Annotated in this window: 10 protein-coding genes, 1 tRNA gene and 2 rRNA genes; 7 read left to right on the plus strand and 6 right to left on the minus strand. The window is 53.8% G+C overall.

Translation table 11 applies throughout. The features are described from left to right. The 3 genes from SK58_RS00005 to SK58_RS00015 form a co-directional block, all read right to left on the minus strand. Window positions 1–2,796: ribosomal RNA gene (locus tag SK58_RS00005) — 23S ribosomal RNA — on the minus strand; the annotation flags it as partial. 182 nt (window positions 2,797–2,978) lie between these two features. Next, window positions 2,979–3,054, minus strand: a tRNA-Glu gene (locus SK58_RS00010). A gap of 84 nt (window positions 3,055–3,138) precedes the next feature. Then, window positions 3,139–4,680: ribosomal RNA gene (locus SK58_RS00015) — 16S ribosomal RNA — on the minus strand. A 485-nt stretch (window positions 4,681–5,165) separates the two neighbouring features. Here SK58_RS00015 and SK58_RS00025 point away from each other — a divergent pair. Beyond that, window positions 5,166–6,119 carry a nickel/cobalt transporter gene (locus SK58_RS00025; RefSeq protein ID WP_032105089.1) on the plus strand — a complete coding sequence of 318 codons (954 nt, stop codon included), beginning with the start codon at window positions 5,166–5,168 and terminating at the stop codon, window positions 6,117–6,119. 33 nt (window positions 6,120–6,152) lie between these two features. On the opposite strand, the gene proP is transcribed toward SK58_RS00025, so the two are convergent. Beyond that, window positions 6,153–7,655 (minus strand): glycine betaine/L-proline transporter ProP, encoded by a 1,503-nt coding sequence (proP, locus tag SK58_RS00030; RefSeq protein WP_015570231.1) that lies wholly within the window; start codon window positions 7,653–7,655, stop codon window positions 6,153–6,155. Between the two features lie 646 nt (window positions 7,656–8,301). Here proP and kdgT point away from each other — a divergent pair. Then, window positions 8,302–9,294: a 2-keto-3-deoxygluconate transporter gene (gene kdgT, locus SK58_RS00035; RefSeq protein ID WP_017382657.1), complete on the plus strand. Its 993-nt coding sequence runs from the start codon at window positions 8,302–8,304 to the stop codon at window positions 9,292–9,294. 33 nt (window positions 9,295–9,327) lie between these two features. On the opposite strand, the gene SK58_RS00040 is transcribed toward kdgT, so the two are convergent. Further along, complete coding sequence (locus SK58_RS00040) at window positions 9,328–10,206, minus strand: diguanylate cyclase regulator RdcB family protein (RefSeq protein WP_023295782.1); 879 nt, start codon at window positions 10,204–10,206, stop codon at window positions 9,328–9,330. Further along, window positions 10,203–12,557 carry a clamp-binding protein CrfC gene (gene crfC, locus SK58_RS00045; RefSeq protein WP_023302944.1) on the minus strand — a complete coding sequence of 785 codons (2,355 nt, stop codon included), beginning with the start codon at window positions 12,555–12,557 and terminating at the stop codon, window positions 10,203–10,205. The genes SK58_RS00040 and crfC overlap by 4 nt, the downstream gene beginning before the upstream one ends. A 591-nt stretch (window positions 12,558–13,148) precedes the next feature. Here crfC and SK58_RS00050 point away from each other — a divergent pair. The 5 genes from SK58_RS00050 (at window position 13,149) to phnE (ending at window position 16,905) form a co-directional block, all read left to right on the plus strand. Continuing rightward, complete coding sequence (locus SK58_RS00050; RefSeq protein ID WP_003860206.1) at window positions 13,149–13,484, plus strand: zinc ribbon domain-containing protein YjdM; 336 nt, start codon at window positions 13,149–13,151, stop codon at window positions 13,482–13,484. Between the two features lie 80 nt (window positions 13,485–13,564). Beyond that, on the plus strand, window positions 13,565–14,002 hold the full coding sequence (gene yjdN / locus SK58_RS00055; protein ID WP_032104775.1) for a VOC family metalloprotein YjdN: 438 nt from the start codon (window positions 13,565–13,567) through the stop codon (window positions 14,000–14,002). 136 nt (window positions 14,003–14,138) lie between these two features. Further along, window positions 14,139–14,927: a phosphonate ABC transporter ATP-binding protein gene (gene phnC / locus SK58_RS00060; protein WP_048219178.1), complete on the plus strand. Its 789-nt coding sequence runs from the start codon at window positions 14,139–14,141 to the stop codon at window positions 14,925–14,927. A gap of 23 nt (window positions 14,928–14,950) precedes the next feature. After that, window positions 14,951–15,967, plus strand: coding sequence for a phosphonate ABC transporter substrate-binding protein (gene phnD / locus SK58_RS00065; RefSeq protein ID WP_032104778.1), 1,017 nt, complete (start codon window positions 14,951–14,953; stop codon window positions 15,965–15,967). Window positions 15,968–16,125: 158 nt separating this feature from the next. Beyond that, window positions 16,126–16,905, plus strand: a complete 780-nt coding sequence (gene phnE / locus SK58_RS00070; protein ID WP_023302942.1) for a phosphonate ABC transporter, permease protein PhnE — start codon at window positions 16,126–16,128, stop codon at window positions 16,903–16,905. The last annotated feature ends 10 nt before the right edge of the window (window positions 16,906–16,915 follow it).

A 16,915-nucleotide genomic window follows, 5' to 3' on the forward strand; every position in this document is an offset into this window, starting at 1 on the left:
GTCTCAGGGAGAACTCATCTCGGGGCAAGTTTCGTGCTTAGATGCTTTCAGCACTTATCTCTTCCGCATTTAGCTACCGGGCAGTGCCATTGGCATGACAACCCGAACACCAGTGATGCGTCCACTCCGGTCCTCTCGTACTAGGAGCAGCCCCCCTCAATTCTCCAGCGCCCACGGCAGATAGGGACCGAACTGTCTCACGACGTTCTAAACCCAGCTCGCGTACCACTTTAAATGGCGAACAGCCATACCCTTGGGACCTACTTCAGCCCCAGGATGTGATGAGCCGACATCGAGGTGCCAAACACCGCCGTCGATATGAACTCTTGGGCGGTATCAGCCTGTTATCCCCGGAGTACCTTTTATCCGTTGAGCGATGGCCCTTCCATTCAGAACCACCGGATCACTATGACCTGCTTTCGCACCTGCTCGCGCCGTCACGCTCGCAGTCAAGCTGGCTTATGCCATTGCACTAACCTCCTGATGTCCGACCAGGATTAGCCAACCTTCGTGCTCCTCCGTTACTCTTTGGGAGGAGACCGCCCCAGTCAAACTACCCACCAGACACTGTCCGCAACCCGGATAACGGGTCCACGTTAGAACACCAGCCATTAAAGGGTGGTATTTCAAGGTTGGCTCCACGCAGACTGGCGTCCACGCTTCAAAGCCTCCCACCTATCCTACACATCAAGGACCAGTGTTCAGTGTCAAGCTATAGTAAAGGTTCACGGGGTCTTTCCGTCTTGCCGCGGGTACACTGCATCTTCACAGCGAGTTCAATTTCACTGAGTCTCGGGTGGAGACAGCCTGGCCATCATTACGCCATTCGTGCAGGTCGGAACTTACCCGACAAGGAATTTCGCTACCTTAGGACCGTTATAGTTACGGCCGCCGTTTACCGGGGCTTCGATCAAGAGCTTCGCCTTACAGCTAACCCCATCAATTAACCTTCCGGCACCGGGCAGGCGTCACACCGTATACGTCCACTTTCGTGTTTGCACAGTGCTGTGTTTTTAATAAACAGTTGCAGCCAGCTGGTATCTTCGACTGATTTCAGCTCCGCCCGCAGGGGCTTCACCTACACATCAGCGTGCCTTCTCCCGAAGTTACGGCACCATTTTGCCTAGTTCCTTCACCCGAGTTCTCTCAAGCGCCTTGGTATTCTCTACCTGACCACCTGTGTCGGTTTGGGGTACGATTTCGTGTTACCTGATGCTTAGAGGCTTTTCCTGGAAGCAGGGCATTTATCACTTCAGCACCGTAGTGCCTCGTCATCACACCTCAGCGTTAATAAGGTACCGGATTTACCTGGAACCTCCGCCTACATGCTTAAACCGGGACAACCGTCGCCCGGCTGACATAGCCTTCTCCGTCCCCCCTTCGCAGTAACACCAAGTACAGGAATATTAACCTGTTTCCCATCGACTACGCCTTTCGGCCTCGCCTTAGGGGTCGACTCACCCTGCCCCGATTAACGTTGGACAGGAACCCTTGGTCTTCCGGCGAGCGGGCTTTTCACCCGCTTTATCGTTACTTATGTCAGCATTCGCACTTCTGATACCTCCAGCATGCCTCACAGCACACCTTCAACGGCTTACAGAACGCTCCCCTACCCAACAACACATAGTGTCGCTGCCGCAGCTTCGGTGCATGGTTTAGCCCCGTTACATCTTCCGCGCAGGCCGACTCGACCAGTGAGCTATTACGCTTTCTTTAAATGATGGCTGCTTCTAAGCCAACATCCTGGCTGTCTGTGCCTTCCCACATCGTTTCCCACTTAACCATGACTTTGGGACCTTAGCTGGCGGTCTGGGTTGTTTCCCTCTTCACGACGGACGTTAGCACCCGCCGTGTGTCTCCCGTGATAACATTCTTCGGTATTCGTAGTTTGCATCGGGTTGGTAAGCCGGGATGGCCCCCTAGCCGAAACAGTGCTCTACCCCCGAAGATGAGTTCACGAGGCGCTACCTAAATAGCTTTCGGGGAGAACCAGCTATCTCCCGGTTTGATTGGCCTTTCACCCCCAGCCACAGGTCATCCGCTAATTTTTCAACATTAGTCGGTTCGGTCCTCCAGTTAGTGTTACCCAACCTTCAACCTGCCCATGGCTAGATCACCGGGTTTCGGGTCTATACCCTGCAACTTAACGCCCAGTTAAGACTCGGTTTCCCTTCGGCTCCCCTATACGGTTAACCTTGCTACAGAATATAAGTCGCTGACCCATTATACAAAAGGTACGCAGTCACCCCATAAAGAGGCTCCCACTGCTTGTACGTACACGGTTTCAGGTTCTTTTTCACTCCCCTCGCCGGGGTTCTTTTCGCCTTTCCCTCACGGTACTGGTTCACTATCGGTCAGTCAGGAGTATTTAGCCTTGGAGGATGGTCCCCCCATATTCAGACAGGATACCACGTGTCCCGCCCTACTCTTCGAGTTCACAGCATGTGTGCTTTCGTGTACGGGACTATCACCCTGTACCGTCGGACTTTCCAGACCGTTCCACTAACACACAAGCTGATTCAGACTCCGGGCTGCTCCCCGTTCGCTCGCCGCTACTGGGGGAATCTCGGTTGATTTCTTTTCCTCGGGGTACTTAGATGTTTCAGTTCCCCCGGTTCGCCTCGTTAACCTATGTATTCAGTTAACGATAGTGTGACGAATCACACTGGGTTTCCCCATTCGGACATCGCCGGGTCAAGGGTTCATATCACCTCGCCGGCGCTTTTCGCAGATTAGCACGTCCTTCATCGCCTCTGACTGCCAGGGCATCCACCGTGTACGCTTAGTCGCTTAACCTCACAACCCGAAGATGTTTCACTTCTGATTGCGAAAATTTGAGAGACTCGAACACACATGAGCTGTGTGTCGTTTCAATTTTCAGCTTGATCCAGATTTTTAAAGAGCAAATATCTCAAACATGACTCGCAAGTCAGTTTTGAGATATGACGGCAGGTGACTTTCACTCACGAACCAGCAAGTGGCGTCCCCTAGGGGATTCGAACCCCTGTTACCGCCGTGAAAGGGCGGTGTCCTGGGCCTCTAGACGAAGGGGACGTACAGTCTCAATCGCAAGACGCCTTGCTATTTACTTTTCATCAGACAATCTGTGTGAGCACTGCAAAGGCAGGTTCTTTAAGGTAAGGAGGTGATCCAACCGCAGGTTCCCCTACGGTTACCTTGTTACGACTTCACCCCAGTCATGAATCACAAAGTGGTAAGCGCCCTCCCGAAGGTTAAGCTACCTACTTCTTTTGCAACCCACTCCCATGGTGTGACGGGCGGTGTGTACAAGGCCCGGGAACGTATTCACCGTGGCATTCTGATCCACGATTACTAGCGATTCCGACTTCATGGAGTCGAGTTGCAGACTCCAATCCGGACTACGACGCACTTTATGAGGTCCGCTTGCTCTCGCGAGGTCGCTTCTCTTTGTATGCGCCATTGTAGCACGTGTGTAGCCCTACTCGTAAGGGCCATGATGACTTGACGTCATCCCCACCTTCCTCCAGTTTATCACTGGCAGTCTCCTTTGAGTTCCCGGCCGGACCGCTGGCAACAAAGGATAAGGGTTGCGCTCGTTGCGGGACTTAACCCAACATTTCACAACACGAGCTGACGACAGCCATGCAGCACCTGTCTCAGAGTTCCCGAAGGCACCAATCCATCTCTGGAAAGTTCTCTGGATGTCAAGAGTAGGTAAGGTTCTTCGCGTTGCATCGAATTAAACCACATGCTCCACCGCTTGTGCGGGCCCCCGTCAATTCATTTGAGTTTTAACCTTGCGGCCGTACTCCCCAGGCGGTCGACTTAACGCGTTAGCTCCGGAAGCCACGCCTCAAGGGCACAACCTCCAAGTCGACATCGTTTACGGCGTGGACTACCAGGGTATCTAATCCTGTTTGCTCCCCACGCTTTCGCACCTGAGCGTCAGTCTTTGTCCAGGGGGCCGCCTTCGCCACCGGTATTCCTCCAGATCTCTACGCATTTCACCGCTACACCTGGAATTCTACCCCCCTCTACAAGACTCTAGCCTGCCAGTTTCGAATGCAGTTCCCAGGTTGAGCCCGGGGATTTCACATCCGACTTGACAGACCGCCTGCGTGCGCTTTACGCCCAGTAATTCCGATTAACGCTTGCACCCTCCGTATTACCGCGGCTGCTGGCACGGAGTTAGCCGGTGCTTCTTCTGCGGGTAACGTCAATCGACAAGGTTATTAACCTTATCGCCTTCCTCCCCGCTGAAAGTACTTTACAACCCGAAGGCCTTCTTCATACACGCGGCATGGCTGCATCAGGCTTGCGCCCATTGTGCAATATTCCCCACTGCTGCCTCCCGTAGGAGTCTGGACCGTGTCTCAGTTCCAGTGTGGCTGGTCATCCTCTCAGACCAGCTAGGGATCGTCGCCTAGGTGAGCCGTTACCCCACCTACTAGCTAATCCCATCTGGGCACATCCGATGGCAAGAGGCCCGAAGGTCCCCCTCTTTGGTCTTGCGACGTTATGCGGTATTAGCTACCGTTTCCAGTAGTTATCCCCCTCCATCAGGCAGTTTCCCAGACATTACTCACCCGTCCGCCACTCGTCAGCGAAGCAGCAAGCTGCTTCCTGTTACCGTTCGACTTGCATGTGTTAGGCCTGCCGCCAGCGTTCAATCTGAGCCATGATCAAACTCTTCAATTTAAAAGTTTGATGCTCAATGAATTAAACTTCGTAATGAATTACGTGTTCACTCGTTGAGACTTGGTATTCATTTAGTGTCCGAGGACATTAAGAATCCATGTCACTTTGAGTGCCCACACAGATTGTCTGATAAATTGTTAAAGAGCAGTTGCGACGCGCTTCAGCGCTCTGTCGCGAGGTGGCGTATATTACGCTTTCCTCTTTCAGAGTCAACCCTGATTTTCAGGATTTTTTCTCTTCAACCGACCGGGTTATCTGTGAAGTGATTCACATCCGCCGTGTCGATGGAGGCGCATTATAGGGAGTTCTCCGCAGGCCGCAACCGCTAAATGACAGAAAAATGACTGACTGCTGCATTCCACAGCAAAACCCCGCCTTATACCTTTTTACACACAGACTTATCCACAATCTATTGACGATCCCGGTGTGATCCAGCGATTTGAACACTATACTAGCGGCAAATATTTCTCTCGCGGGCCAACCTCATGACGACACAACGACTTCAACGTGACTGGCGTATCCCAACCGCCGGGCTCGCCGTGCTGGTGTTACTTATGGCAGGTTTTGCACTGCATACGCACTGGAATGCTTTTATTCAGTGGTGCCTCGCCACCCAGATCACCCTGCACCGATATCTGGTGATGTATCTGCTGCAACTTAATAATCATCAGTACAGCGGTGGGCTATGGTTGTTAACCGGTGCGTTTCTTTATGGTGTACTCCATGCCGTTGGACCTGGGCACGGCAAATTTATCGTCACCACGTATCTCACCACCAATAAAGAGAGCCAGCTCGCGGCGCGCGTCGTACCGTTTATCGGTAGCATGATGCAGGGCGTCAGCGCGATCGTCTTTGTCTTTATCCTGGCGGTTGGATTGAACCTCGCGTCAGGAGATATCAGCACCAGCCGTTGGTACGTCGAGAAAATCAGCGCCGTGCTGATTGCCGTCTTCGGTGCGTTTATCATTTATCAGGCGCTCAGCAGCCTGCGTCCGCGCAAAATGGCGATTAGCGCCATCAAGCCGCTTCACCAGCATAATGAACGCTGTGGCTGCGGCCGTCACGGCGTAGGGGTGGATCTGACTAAAAGCGACTGGAAAACCCGTCTGGGCGTGGTGCTGGCCATTGGCGCACGCCCGTGCAGCGGGGCAATTATGATCCTGATGTTCTCGAATGCGCTCGGTATTATTAGCTGGGGGATTGCTGCTGTGATGACAATGTCGCTGGGCACGGCGCTGTCGATTATGGGGCTGTCGCTGGCAGTACGTTACGCGCGTGAACGCACAGTAACCTGGTTTGGCGGCGGCACGTCCCTGAACTGGGTAATGCCGATGGTCAAAATTGCCGGAGGGGTTGTTCTGATACTGTTCGCGATGATCCTGTTCCTGACGGTGATCCCCGTCAGCGCCGGCGGCGACTATATTGCCGCAGGATGCTAATAAAAGAAAACCCGCCAGCGGCGGGTTTTTTTATCACTCGTTAATTCGCGGATGCTGATCGACAAGGCGAGAGCGTTTTGTCTGGAGCGCCTCAATCTCTGCGTCAATATCTTCAATCTTCTGCTCTACATTATCGTAGTGCTCACGCAGGATCTCTTTCGCTTCCTGAATATCAGACGCCGCAGGCGTTGCCCCTTTCAACGGACGATTCGCCGTCTCCTTCATGGTAATACCGGTAATCAGGCCGATCACCGCAATGACCATCAGATAGTAAGCAGGCATCATCAGGTTCTGCGTGCTCTCCACCAGTGAAGCAGCAAGCGTCGGCGTCAGGCCCGCAATCAGAACGGAGATATTAAAGGCTGCCGCCAGCGCACTGTAGCGAATATGCGTCGGGAACATTGCCGGCAGCGTAGAAGCCATCACCCCGATGAAGCAGTTGAGGATCACCGCCAGCATCAGCAGACCGGCGAAAATCAGCCCCAGCACATTGCTATTAATCAGAATAAAGGCCGGGATTGCCAGTGCGAACAGGGCGACGCTGCCGAGAATAATGAATGGCTTACGGCCAAAGCGGTCGCTCAGCAGACCCATAATCGGCTGCACAAACAGCATACCCACCATGATGGCGATAATAATCAGCACACCGTGGTCTTCCGAGTAGTGCAGATTATGCGACAGGTAGCTCGGCATGTAGGTCAACAGCATGTAATAGGTCACGTTGGTGGAAATCACCAGACCAATACAGGTCAGCAGGCTGCGCCAGTGTTTGGTCGCAATCTCCTTGAACGACACTTTCGGGCCATCCTGTAATCCTTCACGGTCACCCTGCTCCAGCTTTTCAACGTGCTGCTGGAACGCAGGCGTCTCTTCCAGGGCGTGACGCAGATAAAGCCCAATGATGCCCAGCGGCAGCGCCAGGAAGAACGGAATACGCCAGCCCCAGTCAAGGAAGTTCTCTTCACCCACTACGGTTGAGATCAGAACCACAACCCCCGCGCCCATGACAAAACCGGCAATCGAACCAAAGTCCAGCCAGCTGCCCATAAAGCCACGTTTACGGTCCGGAGAATATTCAGCGACAAAAATCGATGCGCCGGTATATTCGCCACCAACGGAGAAGCCCTGCGCCATCTTACAGATCAACAGCAGAATCGGCGCCCATATACCAATAGTTGCATACGACGGAATAAGGCCGATACAGAATGTACTTATCGACATGATGACAATGGTAATAGCCAGGATCTTCTGGCGACCATATTTATCACCCAGCATGCCGAAGAAAAGGCCACCGAGAGGACGAATCAGGAAGGGAACGGAGAACGTACCCAGCGCAGCAATCATCTGCAAGCTGGGATCGGCACCAGGGAAGAACACTTTACCAAGTGCATAGGCCACAAAGCCGTAAACACCAAAATCGAACCACTCCATCGCATTACCGAGCGAGGCCGCTGTAATCGCTTTGCGCAGTTTCGCGTCATCAATAATGGTGACATCGCGCAGCGTGATGGGTTTTACTTTTTTCCTTCTAAGCATAGCTTTCCTCGTAGACTCAGCCCCGTCCGTTTCACAGCGCATTTTGCAAGCTGTGAACCAGAGATCCGCTCCATGCGAATCTCCTTATTCAAGCGTAGCAGGTTTACTTACATTGACGTTTTACCTCAATACAACCGAACCTGTTGACGCCTGTCTGGGCAGTTAAAGACCTTTTTACCCTACCAGCGTTTATATATGTGATCAACTTCACACTTATTTTTCCTGTTCGTAAGTTGCCTTCAGCTTTTGTCAATTCACGATAAATAAGGTCATTCTAAACCCCCTTATCAAACAGATCTTAACGCCCGTTATTATTCCTCCCCAAACAAAATGCAAGCACATTTTTTCACAGCGAATTTACACAAAATTCAATTATTAACAGTGGGCAATCCTGTTTACATTCAATATGTGACGAAGATAACTAAAACAGCGTTTTATTTTCGTTGAATCACAATTCCAAAGATCGCATGATAAATCCGAACACGATATCCCAGCAGCTTTCAAATGAAGGAATGCTGAACACCTGAATTTCGCTCTACAGCATAAATAACGAATCGATTGGTCCCAAAAAAGGCAATCGTTTGAATTTGTTGATCTATTTTTTGAGCTTTCCGCCAGCCATGCGGACGAGATGTGAGGGTTAATGATGAAGATTAAAGCAACAATAGAACGCATCCCGGGCGGGATGATGCTGGTCCCGCTGGTACTTGGCGCGATATTAAATACGCTAGCCCCGAATACCGGTGCTTATTTTGGCGGTTTTACAAAAGGTATGATTACCGGAACGGTACCGATTCTGGCAGTCTGGTTCTTTTGCATCGGCGCATCTATTAACTTGCGTGCAACAGGTACGGTATTACGTAAATCAGGGACGCTGGTCATTACTAAAATTGCGGTCGCCTGGGTTGTTGCCATGATCTGTGCGATGTTCATTCCGGAGAATGGAATTCAGACCGGCTTCTTCGCCGGATTATCTGTTCTGGCCATAGTCTCAGCAATGGATATGACCAACGGCGGTCTCTATGCCAGCCTGATGAATCAATATGGCACCAAAGAAGAATCGGGCGCGTTCGTGCTGATGTCCCTGGAGTCGGGTCCGCTGATGACGATGTTGATTCTGGGTTCTGCCGGCCTTGCCTCTTTTGAACCACACCATTTTGTCGGGGCGATCCTGCCGTTCCTGATTGGTTTTGCGCTGGGCAACCTCGATCACGATCTGCGTGATTTCTTCAGCAAAGCCACCCCGGTACTGATCCCGTTCTTCGGCTTCGCGTTGGGCAATACCATCAACCTGAACGTGATTCTGGAAACCGGCCTGCTGGGCATTGTGCTGGGTGTTGCCGTCATCGTCATCACGGGTATTCCACTGATTATTGCAGACCGCGTCATCGGGGGCGGCAACGGAACCGCGGGCGTGGCCGCCTCTTCGGCCGCAGGCGCTGCGGTAGCCAACCCGGTAATTATTGCCCAGATTAACCCGGCCTTTGAACCCGTGGCCGCTTCCGCCACGGCTCTGGTTGCCGCCAGCGTGATTGTGACGGCAATTCTGGTCCCTGTCATCACGGCACTGTACGCCAGACGCTTTGGGCATGTGCCTGAGTCCCGGACAGAACCTGAAGCGGTAGAAATGCACCACTAACCCTTTCGCCCCCTCCTTAAAAAGAGGGGGCAATCACGTACCAAATATCTCTTCCACCATGCCATCCACCAGCCGTTTTGCCGAACAGAGTCTCGGCATCCCCAGCGCGACCGTTTGCCAGCTCTGCGTCACTGACCAGCTCACCGGATGTTTATCCGCCTGACACCAGTCCCCCAGCCAGCCCAGCATATCTTTATAATCAATCAGACCGGGAGAAGCGGGCGTCGTCAGCCACTGATGGTAAAAATGCCGGGTGGTGGGAGAAGCATTAATTCCCTGTGCCAGATAGTTTGCGGCCATGCTGCGCAGATTATCTTTCAGCATGGCCGCCACATCGCTATTCGCCAGACGACAGGCATCGCCAAACGCCCCCCAGCGCAACTCTTCCAGCACGATAAAGCAGCGGCCAGCCAGCGACCAGCCGTCATACTGCCCGGCTCGCCAGCGGGTAAAAATTTGCTCGCTGTGCTCACCCGCCTGAACCGTAAGGCCGCGCTGCGCGAGCGCTTTCTCTTTATAGGCGGCACGCTGGTTGAAATGTGCGGAGAGCTCCTCGTACTGTTGCAACAATCCGGGCGGTTGAGGGAGGCGTGGATTCACCTGCTGGCGCAGGGCTACCAGCCTGTCGGACATACGGGTCAGCGCAAGGTGTCCGGGGTCGAGCATACCGGCCAGTTTCTCCGCCAGACCCAGCCGCAGCGCTGCATTTTCGTTGAGCATTCCCGCCATTGCCCACGGCCGCAGCCGGGTCTGCGTAATGATCTCCTGCGTCAAACGCTCACGAAATTGCAGTTGCTGTGGCCCCAGGAGGGAGTGACGTGCAGCATCCGCCCCCTGGACCAAATCGACCATAAATTTTGGATGAATACACTCCAGCGTCCGCCCGGGACCGTCCAGTAGCTGTGTTGTCATGGTTGCTCTGCCGCGAATAAGGTTTGAATATCATCGCGTAACAGTCGGGTATCTTCCTGAATCCACGCCGCAGTAGTCATACTTTGCTTCAACAACTGGCTAAGCGCCCGGGTTGAATGTTCATTCTGCTGCCGCACGGCAAGGCTATCACGCAAGCTTTCCTGTAACCCGGTCAGGCACAACGAAAACTCTGCAAAGAACGTTGCCATACCTGCCGTAACAGAGACATCGACCTGCGCGGCCAAAGCTTTACGTATTTGATCGCAAAACTGATCGATATGTTGCGTAAATTTGCCATGAAGCTGAACGATGTCGATGACATAGCGTGTGCGCGTCACGACATACTCTTCCCAGCCCCAGCCGGGATTATTGAGCCAGCGCGAGACGGTATTACGTACGCTGCCTGCCCCGGCTGGCTGACTGGCGGGAGGGGTGTCCTGCACAATGGCATCATTAAATAAGCCGCGCGTATTGAAATTAAGCTGGTTTGCCTGAAACGCCGGGAAGCTAATCCGCGCCCGAAATCCGGCATGACTGAGCTGTTCCTTGATTCGCGTCTCGATAGGGCGCATCGCCTCATTCAACGATCGGGCAAGCGTAGACTCCAGCTGATCGAAGCGTAACGCCAGCTCCCGGCCAATTCTGCTCTGCGCATTCAGCATAATCTGCTCGCATGACGATCGAATCTTGCTCAGGACAATCTGCGCCTGCCCTTCATCGTCAAGCACCAGCTGCTGGATCGCATCCGCGTCGTCTGCACGCAAACTGGATGGCTCGCGCCCTGCTAAATCAAGAATAGACGGGCGGCTAAAAATGTCGCCCAGCGCCTGGTGAAGTTCACCTTTCTGGCGAAGCAGGAATGCATCCGTTGCGTTAAGCGCCTCTTCAACTTCATGCTGGACCTCATCGCTCACCACGCTCTGCCGCTGACGCAGCATCGTCATATCCTCTTCCAGGCGCGCAATATTCAGCTCCAGCTCATCAAAAGCGACCGTCAGTCCCTGATGGCGAAAATCCAGGTATTCTCTGGCATTTTGCGCATAGTTCAGCAGCTTATGCGATGCCGACCGCAAAGCGAACAGCGAGGCGTTGGCGTAAGCCGCGTAAATCAGTTTGCGGATGGGCTGTTCGAACAGCGAATCCTCCCACAGCAGATCCGCCGCATGGCGAATATGGTCAATATCGTCCAGGTCGGCCGTTCGCCAGCGGCGGCCCAGCGCGGCCTCGGCAAAATCCTGTACCCAACGCTGATCCTGATGATCGGGAAGGCGCCCATGAACGTTCATCTCATAGCGGGCGCGGTTTGCCAGATAGGCCCACATAGAAGAGACCGGATAAATTTGCCCCGGAGAAATATTTCCTTTCATCAGCGTGCCGGAAATCATCGCCCGCACCTGCTCTTCATCGTCGCTGTTACGATCTTTCTGATCGAATTTGTTGACCAGGGCGTAAAGCGGTACGGATTTCCCGGCAGCCGAAATTGCCTGACGAACCTCCGCATCAGAAATAGATTTAAGCTGTGTATAGTCCATCACCGCCAGCACGGCGGAGGCGCGCGCCAGCTGCTCGCTGAGCATTTTTTGCAGGTGCGGCTGACCGGCCTCGTTCGGCCCCGGCGTGTCGAGCAGCGTCAGTTGCCCCAGGTGCGCATCCAGACCGGCGAGATGCACAAACTCCACCTCAATCACCGGAATATGTTCTATCGCGGCATACTCAGAGAACGGAAACTCCACGCCCAGCGCCTGAGACAGCCGCACCAGATCGTTCAGGCTTTTCAGACAATGAAAGATGGGCTCCGCGCCCAGGTGATGTTTTTCAAACGCCTCACCTCTTTCTATGCGCTCCAGCAGCGTATTCATGTCCTTGTCGATTTCCAGACGCCGCGCCAGCTTGCCGCGATCTTTATCACACAGTTTTTTCTGCAACTGGGTAATCAGGGTATCGATGGGCGAAACGTGCAAAAAATGCAGCACCGGCTCCTTCTGGCCCGGCGTATGGCGGATCAGCGTGGGAAGTGCCGTCATCGGACGATTGCGGTTCGGCAGCACTTCCGTGCCCACAATCGCATTAATGGTGGTCGATTTTCCCGCTTTCATGGTACCCACAATCGCCAGCACCATTTCGAGGCGGGTTATTTTGCGTAATTCGTTATTCAGCATCGCCTGCTGAGCGTCGACACCCCGTGCGCTAAAATGTAACGGCAAAACGTTGTTATTAACGCCGCTCATCGCAGCGGCTGTGCTATCCAGCTTTGCAATCGGCATAGATTTTAATGAATCAAGATTGTTCAGAGCGAGCTGTAACAATCGTTCAGCTTCCTGGCTTAATTCAAATATGGTCTGTGTGTGCATGATAAAAGCCTTCCCTTAACGCAAATTTATTACTTTTATTAAGCCACGATGTTTTAATTATACTTTTCAGGCTTATATGATCACGTATGGAAAACATGTTCATTTAATACAACTAACTGAAGATAATGAGAATTTAAAAACCACCCTCGTAATACGTGTAAAACATCCCCTGGCCAGAAAGCCAAAAGTGAATAGACAAAACGCATTTTCAGGAAACATCAGGATATATCATCGTTATTTACCCACCAAAAAAGAGAGGTATTCCCTGGCGCCAAAAGATGTATGGCGTCAGAAAAGGATAGATAAATAACGGCTTGTTCCTTCACCTTATCCGAAATGGCACAACGTAGCAATTTGCTGTAATAAAATATTCGATACATTTAGCATGATTACGATCTCTGCCGTTCAGGGCTTAAGCTTCCCTTAATTCACTGACAGTTCGTGTCATCGCTTGCGCATTTATGCGCTATTTTTATAAAACAATATCACCGACAAAAGTGGGGATTTGCGTTATACTCGCTGCCTTTTTCGGCACACTGCCGTCATTTAGCTGGCGTTTTCCAGCGTGTTAACACTTTTGAGGATACCAACATGCAACTTCCACACTGCCCGAAATGCAATTCTGAATACACCTATGAAGACAATGGCATGTTCGTTTGCCCGGAATGCGCCCATGAATGGAACGATGCGGAGCCTGCGCAGGACAGCGATGCGCTGATCGTGAAAGACGCGAACGGCAACCTGCTGGCAGACGGCGACAGCGTTACCGTTGTGAAAGATCTGAAGGTAAAAGGCAGTTCCTCCATGCTGAAGATCGGCACTAAAGTCAAAAATATCCGTCTGGTTGAAGGCGATCATAATATCGACTGCAAAATTGACGGCTTCGGTCCGATGAAACTGAAATCTGAGTTCGTGAAAAAGAACTGATTGTCCCGCCCGGTGACGCTTCGCTTACCGGGCGTTCGGGAACTACACTTAACGGGCTTTTCTTACGTGAGGTAAAGATTATGCCGTTAAGTCCCTACATCTCTTTCGCCGGCAACTGTGCGGAGGCGACCGCCTTCTATCAGCAGGCCGTCGGCGCAGAGCTCCTCTACAAAATCACCTTCGGCGAAATGCCCAAAGACGAAAACAGTGAAGAAGGCTGTCCGTCAGGCATGAACTTCCCGGATACCGCCATCGCCCACTCTAACGTCCGCATTGCCGGCAGCGATATCATGATGAGCGATGGTCTGCCACCCGGCAGCAGCGCGCAGTACGCCGGATTTACGCTGGTGCTCGACACGCAGGACGTGGATGAAGGCAAACGCTGGTTCGACAACCTCTCTGATGGCGGCAATGTCGAAATGGCCTGGCAGGAGACTTTCTGGGCGCACGGATTCGGGAAAGTCACCGACAAATACGGCGTGCCGTGGATGATTAACGTCGTTAAGCAGCAGCACTAATTTTCGGGCGGTGGGCAGTCTGCCTCCGCCTGTCATCAAACTCCCCTCAACTCTTCAAATTCCCGCAACCGAGACTTAACCCAAATGTCATATTGATGCGCCAGCATGAGGCCACATTTATCGTGAGGCCCGGCACATGCAAACTGTCATTCGCGTCGAGAAACTGAGCAAAACCTTCCATCACAACAAGGCGCTGCATGCCGTTGATCTGACCGTCCAGCAGGACGAAATGGTGGCGCTGTTGGGACCGTCTGGTTCAGGTAAATCCACCCTTCTTCGTCACTTGAGCGGCCTGATTACCTGTGACAAAACGCCGGAAAGCCGCGTCGAACTGCTGGGGAACACCGTGCAACATGCGGGGCGTCTGGCGAGCGATATTCGCAAAAACCGCGCTCAGACGGGCTATATCTTTCAGCAGTTCAACCTGGTGAACCGCCTGACCGTGCTCGAGAACGTGCTGATTGGCGCGCTCGGCAGCACCCCGTTCTGGCGCACCTGCCTGCGCTGGTTCTCCCCATCCCAGAAGCAAGAAGCCTTACAGGCGCTGACCCGCGTCGGCATGGCGCATTTCGCCCACCAGCGCGTCTCCACGCTCTCCGGCGGACAGCAGCAGCGCGTCGCCATCGCCCGCGCCCTGATGCAGAAAGCCAAAATCATTCTGGCCGATGAACCTATCGCCTCGCTGGACCCGGAATCGGCCCGCATCGTGATGGAAACCCTGCGCGACATCAATCAGAACGACGGTATCACCGTGGTGGTGACGCTGCACCAGGTGGATTACGCCCTGCGCTACTGCGAGCGCATCGTCGCCCTGCGTCAGGGCAATGTGTTCTTCGATGGCGCAAGCCACCAGTTTGATAACGAACGTTTCGATCATCTCTACCGCAGCGTAAACCGCGTCGAAGAGCGCGCGCAGGCTGCTTAACGTCCCCATAACGAGGAATGGACATGAACTACAAAGCCGTTGCCGCGCTGGCCTTCACCAGCATGTTCAGCATCAGCACCCTGCTAAGCCCTGCTTACGCTGAGGAACAGGAAAAAGCGCTGAACTTTGGCATCATTTCAACGGAATCACAGCAAAACCTGAAGCCGCAGTGGGAACCGTTCCTGAAAGATATGGAAACCAAACTGGGGATCAAAGTAAACGCCTTCTTCGCCCCGGACTACGCGGGCATCATTCAGGGAATGCGCTTCAACAAAGTCGACATCGCCTGGTATGGCAACCTCTCTGCTATGGAAGCGGTAGATCGCGCGAACGGCCAGGTCTTCGCCCAGACCGTTGCGGCAGACGGCTCCCCGGGCTACTGGAGCGTGCTGATCGTGAACAAAGACAGCCCGATCAACAACCTCAACGACATGCTCGCCAAACGCAAAGAGCTGACGTTTGGTAACGGCGACCCGAACTCCACTTCCGGCTTCCTCGTCCCTGGCTACTACGTCTTCGCGAAAAACAACGTCTCCGCCAGCGACTTTAAGCGCACGGTCAACGCCAGCCACGAAACCAACGCCCTGGCCGTGGCGAATAAGCAGGTTGACGTCGCCACCAACAACACTGAAAACCTCGACAAGCTGAAGACCTCCGCGCCGGACAAGCTGAAGGAAATCAAGGTTATCTGGAAATCACCGCTGATCCCGGGCGACCCGATCGTGTGGCGCAAAAACCTCTCTGAGAACACCAAGGACAAGGTCTACGACTTCTTTATGAACTACGGCAAAACGCCGGAAGAGAAAGCGGTTCTGGCACGTCTGGGCTGGGCGCCGTTCCGCGCGTCCAGCGATTTGCAACTGGTGCCGATTCGCCAGCTGGCGCTGTTCAAGCAGATGCAGGGCGTGAAGGACAACAAAGGTCTGAAGGAAGAAGAGAAGACCAGCAAAGTGTCGGAAATTCAGGCGCAGCTGGACGATCTCGACCGCCTGACCGCCGCGCTCGGCGCCATGACCAGCGTGAATAAAGCGGTGCAGTAACTTACGTCCCCTCTCCCTTGAGGGAGAGGGTTAGGGTGAGGGGGAAATGAGCACGCTGATGCCCTCACCCCGGCCCTCTCCCACAGGGAGAGGGAGAACAGATCGTAGGCCGGATAAGCGTAGCGCCATCCGGCACACAAAGAGCCACGGAGTAAAACATGCAAACCATCACCCTCCCGCCGCCAAAGCGCAGCTGGTTCTCGCTCATAAGCTGGGCCGTTCTGCTGGCGGTGCTCGTTATCTCCTGGAAGGGCGCGGAGATGGATCCGCTGCTGCTCTTCAGGGACTCCGGCAACATGGCGACCTTCGCCGCCGACTTCTTCCCGCCGGACTTCAGCCAGTGGCAGGACTACCTCGGTGAAATGGCGATCACCCTGCAAATTGCCGTCTGGGGCACCGCCCTCGCCGTGATCCTCTCCATTCCGTTTGGCCTGATGAGCGCCGAAAACATCGTGCCGTGGTGGGTTTACCAGCCGATGCGTCGCCTGATGGACGCCTGTCGCGCCATCAACGAAATGGTCTTTGCGATGCTGTTCGTGGTCGCCGTCGGCCTGGGTCCGTTCGCGGGCGTGATGGCGCTGTTCATCCACACCACCGGCGTGCTCTCCAAGCTGCTCTCCGAAGCGGTTGAAGCCATCGAGCCCGGCCCGGTGGAAGGCATCCGCGCAACCGGAGCGAACAAAATCGAAGAGATCCTGTACGGCGTCCTGCCGCAGGTGATGCCGCTGCTCATCTCCTACTCCCTGTACCGCTTCGAGTCCAACGTTCGCTCCGCCACCGTGGTCGGCATGGTGGGCGCAGGCGGCATTGGCGTCACCCTGTGGGAAGCCATTCGTGGTTTCCAGTTCCAGCAAACCTGCGCCCTGATGGTGCTCATCATCGTCACCGTCAGCCTGCTGGATTTCCTCTCTCAACGTTTGCGTAAGCACTTCATCTGAGAAGCGAGGC

The sequence above is a fragment of the Enterobacter sp. BIDMC93 genome (assembly GCF_001037805.1).
Classification (GTDB): domain Bacteria; phylum Pseudomonadota; class Gammaproteobacteria; order Enterobacterales; family Enterobacteriaceae; genus Enterobacter; species Enterobacter hormaechei_C.